This window comes from Corynebacterium ammoniagenes DSM 20306 (assembly GCF_001941425.1).
GTDB classification, from domain to species: Bacteria; Actinomycetota; Actinomycetes; order Mycobacteriales; family Mycobacteriaceae; genus Corynebacterium; species Corynebacterium ammoniagenes.
Genome location: NZ_CP009244.1, coordinates 664,919 through 678,278, shown reverse-complemented (window position 1 = coordinate 678,278; position 13,360 = coordinate 664,919). Strand labels below are relative to the sequence as shown.

The following is a 13,360-nucleotide window of genomic DNA, read 5'->3' as shown; positions in this document are numbered from 1 at the left end:
TTCCTTTATTGTTCAGACCATTGTGCGTTGACCAAAAATCCAGCAGCCAAGCGCGCATCACGACGGGTTGCTTCCACATCCTCGCCAGTGAGATTGACGTGGCCAATCTTACGGCCTGGGCGATGGCCCTTGCCGTAGAGATGAATCTTTGCCCGTGGGAAACGGCGGGTAACTTCCCGAGCACGCTCCGCCATCGGCATGGACGGATCTTCGTCTGCACCTAAGACATTGGCCATCACGGTCACGGGCGCTAACACGGAGGTATCTCCTAGCGGTTCATCCATCACTGCACGGAGATGCTGCTCAAATTGCGAAGTCACGGAACCATCTTGAGTCCAGTGCCCGGTGTTGTGCGGGCGCATGGCCAATTCATTGACCGCAATATCTTCTTCCCCGGAGGCATTGTTGAAGGCAAAAAGCTCCACCGCGAGCACACCGGTGACGCCAAGTTCGGTGGCAATCTTTTCACCGAGTCCCTCAGCACGCTGTTTCAGTTCAGCAGAAATATGTGGCGCTGGTGCGACAGCCTCGGCACAAACACCGTTGCGCTGCACGGATTCGGTCAAAGGCCACGACGCAACCTCGCCGGATGGCGTGCGCGCTACCAGAACGGAAAGCTCACGGGTAAGCGCTACTTTTTCTTCAGCCATCAATGGCACGCCACGACGGATAAGATCAGAAACCAGCGCGGTTAGTTCCGATTCATCATTCGGGAACCACACGCCCTTACCGTCATAGCCGCCCCGGCGCGCTTTCAAGCAGACCTGGCCCTTGGTCAACGTCCAAAATTCGTGGGCGTCTTGGGCAGATTCAATCGGCGCAAAGCGTGGAACTGGTGCGCCCAATTCGCTCAGGCGTTCACGCATCACGAGCTTATCTTGCGCATTAATCAATGCAGACGGCTGTGGTTGGACGTTATAGCCGGCATCGATAAGCGCGGTGAGGTGCTCATTCGGCACGTGCTCATGGTCAAAGGTAACAGCCGTGGATCCCTCGACGGCTTTGAGCAAGTCCTCGTACTTGGTGTAGTCCCCGAGTACTACGTCGGCGCATACTTGTGCGGCCGAGGCATCACGGGCTCCGGCGAGCAGCCGCAGCGATTGGCCTAATTCAATGGCAGCTGTCTGCATCATGCGAGCCAATTGGCCATCACCAATAACCGCAATCACGGGCATGCCAGCGACATGCGCGTGTGGGTTTCCTTCTGGATTTCCTGCTTGTTCACTCACGCGTTCAATACTAGCGGCAATGAAAGACAGGTCCCTACTCGGCCATAACCTGACTTGACTACAGCGTGATTCGGCAACATTTTGATGTTGCCTAGCGCCAGATCGGCGAGGCCAGTTCAGACAGTTGCTGATTAAGCAGCTTTTCGATGCGCTTGGTCTTGGGCACATCTGGAAAATGCAGCGCGCGATCGTAGCCGCGGATAGCGAGGGAGATTCCGCCGCGGCGACGACGTACGCCCACAATGTCGCGTAGCGGAATGGAATCGGTCTGCCCTTGGAAGGTAGGTGCCCGCGCGATAACGCGGTGATTGGTGACGATAAACCGTTTGCGACGCAGGCGTGTTACGGGAAGAACAAAGCGCCACAGGGAAAGCCCAGCCCAGATAGCAACCACCGCATTGCGCAGCATGACGTCAAGTCCTTGGTTGTTGACTTGCACGTCCAACCAACCAATGGCAATCCAAGAAATGCCAGTAATCAGGATTAATTCCATCACTGGCCATAGCAAAGCGCGGTACGGTGCGGTGACATCAACATGTTTGACCTCACCGTGGCCCATCTTCACTATGCTCATGGGCGTTAATCTTACTAGTTAGCGGTTATCAGGGCGAAGATGAATCACATCGCCAGCAGAAAAGTACTCCCCGCCGACGTTAATGCGGCCATCGTCGGCAATGCCTAAGACTTCGCCGTATACGTCCCCAGCTGGTGCTTCGAGGCGAACATTCATACCGATTGATGATGAAACCTTGCGGTAATCCTTCATCAATTCGGGATCGTGATTTTCCCACTGGTTGAGGCGATGATGCAGTGCTCCCAGCAAGGCGACGGTCAGTTCGGTCCGGTTGGTTTCTTGTCCTTCCAGCGCCAAGGAAGTCGCGTTATCAATTGGCAGCTGCTCCGCGGTCAGCGATACGTTGAGCCCGATTCCCAAAATCACCCGTGCTGCGGGTTCACTGCCGTTCGTGGAGCCAAAAGTACTGCCTTGGGCTGCGCCCGATGTGCCACCGATGGGTCCTGCTTCGCATAAGATTCCGCAGAGCTTTTTGCCCTGTATTTGCACATCATTGGGCCATTTCAGCTGCGCGCCGTCGACGATATCGGTCACCGCCAAGCCAGCAGCCAGCGGCAAAATCCCTAAGGAATCCAGCGTTGTCGGCAAGAACGCCACGGACTGAATGATCTGGGTTTGTGCAGGTGCGGTCCACACTCGTCCCAGCCGGCCTTTGCCTGATACCTGCTCATCGGCAAGCAGTACTTGCCTATCGCTCACGGAGTCCTTATTCATCATGTCCGTGTTAGTAGAGCCAGTTTGGACGACATGATCCACCGCGCTGTACCAGCCGGTATCTACAAGTTCCCGGCGGATTCGTGGAAGGTCGAGTTCATAATCGTCTGCGGTGCGCGTTTTCTCCATGTGTCTAAGCATACTTGGGGCGCGCAGGTATCCGGATCGAGAAACTTTCCCCAATTCTTACCCCCGTGGCGGGGGAAATTTCCCAAAACGTATCGCTGGGCACTGCCCGTATCTTAGGGTGATTTTATTGGTGTTCCGTAAAAGAAAAGGTAGCAACCACTATGAAGAAATCCATCTTCCGCTCAGCCCGCACCGGTGCTGTAGTGACCACTGCTGTCGCAGCATTGGCACTATCTGCATGTTCCTCTGATTCTTCTACAGATTCTGCCGCCGACAATGGCGAAGATTCCTCAGCATCCGACGACGCCACCACTGGTGATGGTGAGTCCGAGGAAGGCCGTGGCCCGATTACTTTTGCCATGGGCAAAAATGACACTGACAAGCTCATTCCCATCATTGATAAGTGGAATGAAGAACACCCTGATGAAGAAGTAACCCTGTCTGAGCTGGCCGGCGAAGCCGATGCCCAGCGCGAGACCTTGGTGCAGTCCTTGCAGGCCGGCAATGCTGACTACGACGTCATGGCGCTGGATGTTATCTGGACCGCTGACTTTGCTGCGAACCAGTGGCTGGCGCCCTTGGAAGGCGATTTGGAAGTAGACACCTCGGAGTTGCTTGATGCCACCGTGGAGTCCGCAACCTACAACGACACGCTTTATGCACTGCCGCAAAACACCAACGGTCAGCTGCTCTTCCGCAACACTGAGTTGGCACCAGACGAAGTTTCAACCTTCGATGAACTGGCGTCGGCGTGTGACGCACTCGAAGATGGAACCGCGTGCTTGACCACGCAGCTGAAGCAATATGAAGGCCTGACCGTAAACACCATTGGCTTTATGGAAGGTTGGGGCGGCGAGGTTCTCGATGATGACGGCAATATCACCGTTGATTCCGAGGAATCCAAGGAAGGCTTGCAGGCCTTGGTTGATGCCTACGAAGATGGCACTATCTCTCGTGATTCCACTGCAGCGACTGAGGAAGAGACCAACTTGACCTTCACCGAAGGTGATTCCGCGTTCGCGATCAACTGGCCATACATGTACACCAATGCCGAGGAATCTGAAGCAACCGCCGGCAAGGTTGAAGTACAGCCACTGGTTGGTAAAGATGGCGTGGGCGTGTCCACCTTGGGCGGATACAACAACGGCATCAACGTGAACTCCGAAAACAAGGCCACCGCGCGTGATTTCATGGAGTTCATCATCAACGAAGAAAACCAGAAGTCCTTCGCGGAAGCTTCCTTCCCACCGGTTCTGGCATCCATCTACGATGATGAGTCCCTCGTCGAAGAGTTCCCATACCTGCCTGCGCTGAAGGAATCTTTGGAGAACGCTTCTCCACGCCCAGTGTCCCCGTTCTACCCGGCTATCTCTAAGGCCATCCAGGACAACGCATACGCGGCGCTTACCGATGGCAAGTCTGTCGATGATGCAACCGCTGATATGAAGGCAGCTATCGATTCTGCGTCCTAATCCCAGATAGTGAGGGACACAGTCTCCTCTCCCCGACCACAGTCATTGCGACTTGGTTTCGGGAGAGGAGATTTTTGTGTTGGAGACAGGTATTAACTGTGCGATCCACAAAGCCGCGGCATCCCGGGGTGGTGGATGGCGCGGCTGAAATTGTGAAAATCAGGCGGGTAAGGTCATTGACCCATACGTGATTTACTTCTTAAATGGGTTCGCGGCAGTCAGGTTCTTGCGCAGCGGATCCATGGGTTTGATGATGTCGTTGGTCACGCCGGTATCAATGAGTTCAGCCAGGTACTTACCCGTCGCAGGGCCTAGGACAACGCCCCACATTCCGTGGCCACCAGCGACGAAGACGTTGCGAGACTTGGTCTCACCAATAAGAGATAGTCCGTCTGGCGTTACGGGACGTGAGCCCACCCACTCATCCTGGCGGTCATCCAGGTCCACGTCACGGAAAGCAACGCGGGAGTTGTTGACGATGGATTCGATGCGTCGTGGGATCAAGGGATCGTCTGGATCACGGAATTCCATGGTGCCGGCGATGCGGAAACGACCTTGGTAAGGAGTACAGGCGATACGTTGTTGCGGCAGGTAGACCGAGTGCTTGATGGGCTCTGGAGTAGCCACCGAGAAGGAGTAACCGCGGCCAGCCTGAACAGGAACCTTCACGCCGTGGTCGCGAACCAGGTCAGAGAGCCACGCGCCGGAGGCAACAACTACCTTATCCGCTTCCTCACGGCTGCCATCAGCATAAACAACTGCCGCCTTGGCGCCGCCTTCAACGGATTCGACGGTCTTGCCCTCAACTACTTCACCGCCACGCTCCTTGACAGCCTTAGCAATCGCTTCGACATACGGGCCGGGCTCGATAAAGCGCTGGCCTTCCAAACGGTAAACCGCCTGAATTTCATCAGACAAGATCGGCACCATGGACTGTGGGTCCTCGACGCGGTTGATCTCTACTTCTTGGCCATAACGGATGGCGCCTGCGATTTCTTTAAAGAAGCCGCGGGAATCTGGCTCCGACTGGAAACCAATAACGAAGGGCCCTTCGTGGGTCTTCGCGTCTACTCCGCCAAGTTCTAGTTCATCGAAAGCATCGAGCGCCACCTTATCGATGGGGGTGAGCTTTTCCATGGTCTTGTCCCATGCTGAATCAGAAGCATGAGCCATAAACTGTGCCAAAAATGACCACAGTCGAAGATCGACCTTAAACGGCATCGATAATGCCGCATCTGGGTCAAGCAACAAAGAAGGAGCCTGTCCCCACAGGCCACTTTCTGCCAGTGGAATGGTCTTAGCGGGTGCTAGCCAGCCGGCATTGCCCCATGATGAACCGGCCGCGACGCCCTTGCGGTCAACAACTTTGACGTCATAGCCACGTTCCTGCAAATGCCAAGCGGTAGCCAGGCCAACCATGCCTGCGCCCACGATAATCGCACGTGCCAACGTATCCTCCTCGAAAATGCGCTGAAGTATACTTTTTCGATACTCCAATAGAAATGTGAATTGTAACTCACTGAACAATTATGCAATCTAACGTCACCAGTTGACGAGTCTGGTGATCTATTTGGCTAAAAATGCGCTCTTTCGGGGTTGGTCGCAGGGCGAACAACCACATTATGACCAACCACTTACCCTCATGTAGGTGGGCAAACAAAATGCTTTTACTCTAATTTTGCCCAGCGCGGGTGATAGTGTCGTTTACTACACAACCAAGTGGCAAGACGCGCTGAGGCGAGCATGGCGTGACGGGCAACACCAGCACAGTGTCTGCCATTAAGCACGGCTTATTCAACCCAGTGCACGAGACAACAAAGGAATGACACTATTTCTGTGAAAAATTCCCGTGCCAAGCGGTACCTTCCCGCAGCGTTATTAATTGCGCCTGCGCTACTGACCTTGGCCGTCGTTATTGGCTACCCGGTTATCCGCGCCATCATGCTGTCTTTCCAGGGCAACCGCCGCCTCGACCCCGAGACCGGCACGTTTGTCGAAGGTGGGTTCGCGGGGCTCGAGAACTACCTGTACTGGACCACCAACCGCTGCATGTCTCCTACAGGCGAGGTTTCCGTATGTCCCCCAGGTGTGATTGCCACTGACTTTTGGCCAGCGGTAAAAATCACCCTATTCTTCGCCGTAACCACCGTGCTCTTAGAGACCATCTTGGGCATCATGATGGCGTTGATTATGAATGGTGATTACCGCGGTCGCGGCCTCGTACGCGCTGCCGTGCTTATCCCCTGGGCTATTCCCACCGCCGTGACTGCCAAGTTGTGGCAATTCATGTTCGCACCGCAGGGCATCGTCAACTCAGTACTCAACCAACAAATTGCCTGGACTACTGACCCGTGGGCCGCGCGGTTTGCCGTGATCATCGCTGATGTCTGGAAGACCGCGCCGTTTATGGCGCTGCTGATTTTGGCCGGTCTGCAAATGATTCCGAAAGATGTCTACGAAGCTGCCCGCATCGACGGCGCCTCGCGGTGGCAGACCTTTATCCACATCACCTTGCCGCTGGTAAAGCCTGCGCTGATGGTAGCTATCTTATTCCGTACGCTCGATGCACTGCGCATGTATGACCTGCCGGTGATTATGATTTCGAGCTCGTCTAATTCTCCGACCGCTACGATCTCGCAGCTAGTTGTCGAAGATATGCGCCAAGGAAACTTCAATTCTGCCTCGGCTATGTCCACGCTGATCTTCCTGCTTATTTTCGCAATCGCGTTCATCCTCATTAAATTCCTCGGCGCCGATATCGCAGGCGGCACAGGAATGGATAAACCGAAAAGACATAAAAAGCATGACACAGACCGTGACCAACCCACTGAGCCATCGCCGAGTCCGGTTCCAGCCGCAGTAGGACACGGCTCGGCAGCGACGGAGCCTAGCGCGGAGAGTGATCGCTGATGAAACAATCCAAGATTTCACAAATCGGCCACTACGCCGGCATCATCTTCATCATGTTTTGGGGCCTCGCCCCGTTTTATTGGATGGTCGTTACCGCACTGCGCGATTCCGACCACACCTTTGACACCACACCGTGGCCCACGCATATCACCTTAGATAACTTCAAGGACGCGCTGGCCACAGATAAAGGCAATGATTTTCTCGGCGCGATTGGCAACTCCCTTCTCATCTCGCTATTAACCACGGCACTAGCGGTTGCGATCGGCGTATTTACTGCCTACGTTCTAGCGCGCATGGATTTTCCGGGCAAAGGTATCGTCACCGGCGTCATCTTGGCAGCTTCCATGTTCCCCGGCATCGCGCTGGTCACCCCACTTTTCCAGCTCTTTGGTGATTTAGGCTGGATTGGCACCTACCGCGCGATGATCATTCCTAATATTTCCTTCGCCCTGCCCTTGACGATTTACACGCTGGTGAGCTTTTTTAGACAGCTTCCATGGGAATTAGAAGAAGCAGCCCGCGTCGACGGCGCGACCAAAGCCCAGGCCTTCCGTCTAATCTTGTTGCCACTGGCAGCGCCAGCGCTATTTACCACCGCGATTATTGCGTTTATCACCACGTGGAATGAGTTCATGCTCGCCCGCCAGCTCTCCACCACGGATACGGAACCGGTCACTGTCGCTATCGCACGCTTTTCCGGCCCTTCTGCGTTTGAATACCCTTATGCCGCGACCATGGCGGCTGGCGCGTTGGTGACCATTCCGCTTATCATCATGGTCCTGGTCTTCCAGCACCGCATTGTTGCCGGGCTAACTGCCGGTGGCGTAAAGGGCTAAAGGTAGCAGCTAATAATGTCTGGCAAGTACCACCCACAACAGGCGAACCTTTTATGGGATACCGCCCTCGGCTTCGTCGGTTTCATCACCGCTCTAGCCCTATTGCAGGCAATCTTGAACGTCTTTGCGGAAGAGCCCGCTATCTGGCCCGGTTTTGTGGCCGCCGGGTTCGTCTTTGGCACGTGGATGATCTATCGCGGTAAGAAGAAATATTTTCAGCACAACTACCCAGAAGATACTGATAACTTATGACGCACACTGAACTTTCTACACAAAGTCACGTTCCGCGCCCCTGGTATGAAAATGCTGTGTTCTACCAAATCCTGGTTGGGGTCTTCAATGACACCGCGGGCGAAGGCATTGGCACCTTAAAAGGCGTGGAAGAAAAGCTCGATTACTTGCAATGGTTGGGCATCGACTGTTTGTGGCTCTCGCCGTTTTATGCCTCGCCGCTGCGCGATGATGGCTACGATATCTCCGACTACCTAACGGTGCACCCTGAATACGGCACCATGGAAGACTTCGAAGATCTCATTGCTGCCGTGCATGCGCGCGGCATGAAGCTCATTACGGATCTCGCTTTAAACCACACTTCCATGGATCATTACTGGTTCCAGGAATCTCGCAAAAATCCCGAAGGTCCTTACGGAGATTATTACGTGTGGGGCGATGATCCAGACCGCTATCCAGATATTCGCATCATCTTCACCGATGTGGAATCAAGTAATTGGAGCTTTGATGAGGTGCGCGGGCAGTACTACTTCCACCGCTTCTACAAAGAACAACCAGATTTAAACTATGACAATCCGGCGGTGCACGAAGAAGTCCTCTCCCTGGTTGATTTTTGGATGGGCAAGGGTTTAGACGGCTTTCGCCTCGATGCCATTCCTTATTTATATGAGCGTGATGACACCGGAGGAGAAAGTATTCCGGAGACTATCGAATTCATCGAAAAGCTGCGTGTGTACATGGACGAGCACTACCCAGATGCCTTTATGGTGGCCGAAGCCAATCAACCGCCCGCGGAGACGCGCGAGTATTTTGGCGACGGCAACCGTATGCACATGGTGTTTAATTTCCCGCTGATGCCGCGGTTATATCAAGCCATCGCTACCAGCCAGGCCAGCCCCATCGAAGAGATCATGCCTGAGCTGCTGCACCTGCCACCTGGCACGCAATGGGGCAATTTCCTGCGCAACCATGATGAGCTGACCTTGGAGATGGTCTCGGAATTTGAACGCGACCTGTTGTATTCGGCGTTCCTGCCCCATGATTCCATGCGCGCACACCTGGGCATCGCTAGGCGCTTGGCACCGTTGATGGACAATGACCGCGCCAAAATTGAGCTCATGTTTGCCCTCATGTTCGGGCTTCCCGGCGCACCCTTTGTCTACTACGGCGAAGAAATCGGCATGCAAGATGATCCGTCGCTGCAGGACCGCGACGCGGTGCGCACCCCGATGCAATGGGAGCCCGGACCCGGTGCTGGATTTACCACCTCTGAAACTCCCAAGCGTCCGATTGTCGGCGGCTTCGGGCTATCGGTGGCAGAGCAGCGCCACGACCCTGATTCACTTTTGCGATTTGTGCGTTCGCTGATTGCGGCGCGCAAGGCTCATCCGGAAATCGGCATCGGCAATTATGAATCTATTGCTGTTACCGAGCCTTCTTTGCTTGCTATTTTGCGCACGCTCAAGGAAGAAGACCGCGTGATTGCCTCGGACCCGCTAGGCTCTGCACCCCTGGTGTGCTTGTATAACTTTGCGCCGTACCCCATTGACATACCGAAACAGGCGCTGACGCCTTTGGGTGGCGTGGGGCACGTAGAAATTGGATCTGAGCATGGGGTTTCCGAAGTTCGTGCCGGGGATGCGATTCCGGCCTTCGGCTATCTGTGGCTCTCTGCCTTATATTCTGCGTAATCCGCCCACTATTTACTCTCATTCCCGCTTTACATGCGCAAGCTTTCATTAGTCTTGGGCAGGAAAATATGAGTGATCCTCGACAAAACACGAGGGAATTCTCATCTTTTTTCTGCCGACAGCAACACCATGACCTGCATACTTTAGTTTTGTGATAGAAATCACCGGGGTTCAATGGTGGAAGTTAGCGGGAATAGAGTCTAGGATTTCGAAACATGACCATTTCCTCACCTTTCACGGATCTAGACAGCTTGGAAGACGACAACACCACCGCAGGCAAACTTGCCGAATTAAAGCGTCGCCGCGCTGAAGCGACCTTGCCCATGGGTGAGACTGCGGTTGAGAAGGTGCACGCCCAAGACCGACTCACCGCGCGCGAGCGCTTAGACTACTTGCTTGATGAAGGTTCCTTCGTGGAAACCGACATGCTAGCCAAGCACCGCACGACCGACTTTGGCATGTCCAAAAAGAAGGTTGTCACCGACGGCATTGTGACCGGCTGGGGCACCATCGACGGACGCGAAGTCTGCATCTTCTCCCAGGACGGCACTGTCTTCGGCGGCGCACTGGGTGAAGTTTACGGCGAAAAGATGATCAAGATTATGGAGCTGGCTGTTACCACCGGCCGCCCTTTGATTGGTCTTTATGAAGGCGCTGGCGCCCGCATCCAGGAAGGCTCCGTCTCCCTGGACTGGATCGCTCAAACCTTCTACCAAAACATCAAGGCCTCCGGCGTAGTCCCACAGATCTCTGTCATCATGGGCGCCTGCGCAGGTGGTAACGCTTACTCCCCTGCCCTGACCGACTTCGTTGTCATGGTGGAAGAAAAGTCCAAGATGTTCGTCACCGGCCCAGACGTCATCAAGACCGTCACCGGCGAAGAAGTCACCCAGGAACAACTCGGTGGCGCATCAGCCCACATGACCAATGCTGGCAACAGCCACTACACCGCAGCCAGCGATGAAGAGGCGTTGGACTGGGTTCACGACTTGGTCGCTTACCTTCCTTCCAATAACCGCCACCAGGCACCTATTGAAGACACCGACTTCGAGGATGAGATCACCGCTGATGACCTCAAGTTGGATGAGATCATTCCGGATTCTCCGACCCAGCCTTATGATGTACGCGAAGTTATCGAGTCCTTGACCGATGACGGCGAGTACATGGAAATCCAGGCCGAGCGCGCAGAAAACGTCGTCGTTGCCTTTGGCCGCATCGAAGGCCAAACCGTCGGCTTTGTCGCCAACCAGCCCACCGTCTTTGCCGGCTGCTTGGACATTGACTCCTCTGAAAAGGCCGCACGCTTCATCCGCACCTGCGACTCTTTCAACATCCCACTGGTTCTGCTCGTCGACGTACCAGGCTTCCTGCCAGGTATTGACCAGGAGCACAACGGCATTCTGCGCCGCGGCGCGAAGCTGCTCTACGCCTACGGCGAAGCAACCGTTCCAAAGATCACTGTGACCATGCGCAAGGCTTATGGCGGAGCATACTGCGTGATGGGCTCCAAGGGCCTTGGCGCTGATGTGAACTTGGCATGGCCTACCGCTCAGATCGCTGTCATGGGTGCTTCCGGCGCGGTTGGATTTATCTACCGCAAGGAACTCAAGCAGGCTCACGAGAAGGGCTTGGACGTCAACGAGTTGGCGAAGTCCTTCGAGCGCGAGTACGAAGACCACATGCTCAACCCGTACAAGGCTGCTGAGCGTGGCTTGATTGACGCTGTCATCTTGCCTTCTGAAACCCGTCAGATGGTGGCACGCAACCTGCGCCTGTACGCAGATAAGAATGTTGCACGCCCAGCACGCAAGCACGGCAACATCCCGCTGTAGAAAGTTGCACCCCGAATCTCGTTATATCCACCGCTTCGCCACTGACCGACATGGTCACGCCAATGGCTGAATGCGGCTGGCTATGTCGAAGACTGTTCGGGGTTGTAAACTAGCTGTTTATGACTAATAAACCGGATCTGAAAACGACAGCCGGCAAGATCGAAGACTTAGATCGTCGTCTCACCGAATCGGTGCAGCCATTGGGTGGGGACGCAGTTGATGCAGGTACTGACGCAGGCCAGCTGACTGCCCGGACAAGAATTGATGCTTTGCTCGATGCCGGTTCCTTTGTAGAAACCGACGCCTTAGCACGCCACCGCTCCGTGGACTTTGACCGTGAGCACAATAAGCCTTTAACCGATGGCGTTGTGACCGGTTTTGGCACCGTGGACGGACGCAAAGTGTGCGTATTTAGCCAAGATGAATCTATCTTCGAGGGCACCCTCGGGGAAGTCTATGGCGAAAAGATCATCAAAATCTACGATCTTGCGCTCAAGACAGGCGTTCCTATCGTCGGCATTCATGCTTCCGCTGGGCCACGCGTTCAAGAAGGCATTGTCACCTTAGGTATGTACGGCCGCATCATGGCTCGCGCCACCCAGGCGTCGGGCTTGATTCCACAGGTCTCCGTTGTCGTTGGAGATACCGAAGGCATGGCCTCCTTCTTGCCCGGCTGGTCCGATATCATCGTCATGACCTCCCAGGCTGCTTTGCACCAGGCACGCCCCAGTGTTGTTAGCCAGGTCTTTGGTGAGGAGTCCACCGCTGCGGAACTCGGCGGTGCGGAGGTACATTCTGACAATGGCACCACGCACCTTGTCGCAGAAAGCGACGAGGTCGCCCTAGGTCTTGCTCGCGATGTGCTCAGCTACCTGCCGGTTAATAACCGGGCGGAAGCACCACGTACCGAAGCCGACATTATGGCTGGCTCCATTGCCGAAAATGTTAACGATGAGGATAAAAAACTGCTGAGCGTCATCCCGGATGAGGCGGCAGCAGCGTATGACATGCGCGATGTTGTAGACAATGTCGTGGATGCTCAAACCTTCTTTGAACTCAACGGCAGCTTTGCGGACAACGTGCTTACCGGTTTTGCACGTATTGAAGGCCGTAGCGTGGGCATTGTTGCTAACCAACCTTTGGCTAATGCCGGCGCGCTGGATTCGGCAGCCGCAGAAAAGGCCGCGCGTTTCATCCGCACCTGCGATGCCTTTAATACGCCAGTTGTTACTTTCGTTGACTCCCCCGGTTTTATTCCTTCCCCAGAGGAAGAAAAGGCTGGCTTGGTTCGTCGTGCAACCAAACTGGCTTATGCCTACGCGGAAGCTAGCGTCGGCAAGATTACGGTTATCACCCGCAAGGCTTTGGGTCCTGCTTACGTTTTCATGGGATCGAAAGACTTAGGCGCAGATCTGGCGTATGGCTGGCCTACCGCGGAGATTGCCGTTGCGCAGACCTCGCAGGCTGCCGAGGCTATCTACGGCGCGGACGCTACTGATGAGCACAAGGACGCGCTGGAAGAGAAGTTCATGGGTCCCTACCAGGCGGCAGAACGCGGCATGGTGGATGCGGTTATCTCCCCGGATACCACCCGCGGACATCTCATTGAGGGACTGCGCCTGTTGGAACGCAAGGTTGTTCCTGCAGCGATGAAAAAGCACGGCAATATCACGTTCTAACCCGCACGTACCCAGCGGCATCGATAAGCTTGATGCTTGTTGCCGCCGACGCACCAGTTACAC

11 protein-coding genes are annotated in these 13,360 nt (G+C 55.0%); 7 read left to right on the top strand and 4 right to left on the bottom strand.

All coding sequences use genetic code 11. The features are described from left to right. Positions 1–5: 5 nt before the first annotated feature. The 3 genes from CAMM_RS03285 to CAMM_RS03275 all read right to left on the bottom strand — a co-directional run bounded on the left by CAMM_RS03285 (position 6) and on the right by CAMM_RS03275 (position 2,646). Positions 6–1,229, bottom strand: a complete 1,224-nt coding sequence (locus CAMM_RS03285; protein ID WP_075761516.1) for a 5-(carboxyamino)imidazole ribonucleotide synthase — start codon at positions 1,227–1,229, stop codon at positions 6–8. A 91-nt stretch (positions 1,230–1,320) separates the two neighbouring features. Then, entirely contained in the window at positions 1,321–1,803 is a 483-nt protein-coding gene (locus tag CAMM_RS03280) for a hypothetical protein (RefSeq protein WP_003849619.1), read from the bottom strand. Between the two features lie 18 nt (positions 1,804–1,821). Next, positions 1,822–2,646, bottom strand: coding sequence for a biotin--[acetyl-CoA-carboxylase] ligase (locus tag CAMM_RS03275; RefSeq protein ID WP_075761515.1), 825 nt, complete (start codon positions 2,644–2,646; stop codon positions 1,822–1,824). A gap of 161 nt (positions 2,647–2,807) precedes the next feature. On the opposite strand from CAMM_RS03275, the gene CAMM_RS03270 reads away from it, so the two are divergent. Beyond that, positions 2,808–4,118 carry an ABC transporter substrate-binding protein gene (locus tag CAMM_RS03270; RefSeq protein WP_003849624.1) on the top strand — a complete coding sequence of 437 codons (1,311 nt, stop codon included), beginning with the start codon at positions 2,808–2,810 and terminating at the stop codon, positions 4,116–4,118. 192 nt (positions 4,119–4,310) lie between these two features. Here the strand turns inward: CAMM_RS03270 and CAMM_RS03265 are convergent, their stop codons facing one another. Next, positions 4,311–5,567: an NAD(P)/FAD-dependent oxidoreductase gene (locus CAMM_RS03265; RefSeq protein ID WP_040356364.1), complete on the bottom strand. Its 1,257-nt coding sequence runs from the start codon at positions 5,565–5,567 to the stop codon at positions 4,311–4,313. Between the two features lie 387 nt (positions 5,568–5,954). Between CAMM_RS03265 and CAMM_RS03260 the strand changes: the two genes are divergently transcribed. From CAMM_RS03260 to CAMM_RS03235, 6 genes are all read left to right on the top strand, one after another. Further along, the gene (locus tag CAMM_RS03260) at positions 5,955–7,028 is read left to right on the top strand and encodes a carbohydrate ABC transporter permease (protein ID WP_003849628.1); all 1,074 of its coding nucleotides are present in this window, start codon (positions 5,955–5,957) and stop codon (positions 7,026–7,028) included. Beyond that, on the top strand, positions 7,028–7,864 hold the full coding sequence (locus tag CAMM_RS03255; protein ID WP_003849630.1) for a carbohydrate ABC transporter permease: 837 nt from the start codon (positions 7,028–7,030) through the stop codon (positions 7,862–7,864). Before CAMM_RS03260 ends, CAMM_RS03255 begins: the two co-directional genes overlap by 1 nt. Positions 7,865–7,879: 15 nt before the next feature. Continuing rightward, positions 7,880–8,116 (top strand): hypothetical protein, encoded by a 237-nt coding sequence (locus tag CAMM_RS03250; RefSeq protein ID WP_003849632.1) that lies wholly within the window; start codon positions 7,880–7,882, stop codon positions 8,114–8,116. Next, the gene (locus tag CAMM_RS03245; RefSeq protein WP_003849634.1) at positions 8,113–9,786 is read left to right on the top strand and encodes an alpha-amylase family protein; all 1,674 of its coding nucleotides are present in this window, start codon (positions 8,113–8,115) and stop codon (positions 9,784–9,786) included. Before CAMM_RS03250 ends, CAMM_RS03245 begins: the two co-directional genes overlap by 4 nt. 215 nt (positions 9,787–10,001) lie before the next feature. Beyond that, positions 10,002–11,618, top strand: a complete 1,617-nt coding sequence (locus tag CAMM_RS03240) for an acyl-CoA carboxylase subunit beta (protein ID WP_003849636.1) — start codon at positions 10,002–10,004, stop codon at positions 11,616–11,618. A gap of 119 nt (positions 11,619–11,737) precedes the next feature. Next, positions 11,738–13,297, top strand: a complete 1,560-nt coding sequence (locus tag CAMM_RS03235) for an acyl-CoA carboxylase subunit beta (RefSeq protein WP_003849637.1) — start codon at positions 11,738–11,740, stop codon at positions 13,295–13,297. The last annotated feature ends 63 nt before the right edge of the window (positions 13,298–13,360 follow it).

Excerpts from the sequence above, each read along its gene's own strand:
- CAMM_RS03280 (WP_003849619.1), bottom strand. The coding sequence starts at position 1,803 with ATGAGCATAGTGAAGATGGGCCACGGTGAGGTCAAACATGTTGATGTC.
- CAMM_RS03275 (WP_075761515.1), bottom strand. The coding sequence starts at position 2,646 with ATGGAGAAAACGCGCACCGCAGACGATTATGAACTCGACCTTCCACGA.
- CAMM_RS03270 (WP_003849624.1), top strand. The coding sequence starts at position 2,808 with ATGAAGAAATCCATCTTCCGCTCAGCCCGCACCGGTGCTGTAGTGACC.
- CAMM_RS03255 (WP_003849630.1), top strand. The coding sequence starts at position 7,028 with ATGAAACAATCCAAGATTTCACAAATCGGCCACTACGCCGGCATCATC.
- CAMM_RS03250 (WP_003849632.1), top strand. The coding sequence starts at position 7,880 with ATGTCTGGCAAGTACCACCCACAACAGGCGAACCTTTTATGGGATACC.
- CAMM_RS03245 (WP_003849634.1), top strand. The coding sequence starts at position 8,113 with ATGACGCACACTGAACTTTCTACACAAAGTCACGTTCCGCGCCCCTGG.
- CAMM_RS03240 (WP_003849636.1), top strand. The coding sequence starts at position 10,002 with ATGACCATTTCCTCACCTTTCACGGATCTAGACAGCTTGGAAGACGAC.
- CAMM_RS03235 (WP_003849637.1), top strand. The coding sequence starts at position 11,738 with ATGACTAATAAACCGGATCTGAAAACGACAGCCGGCAAGATCGAAGAC.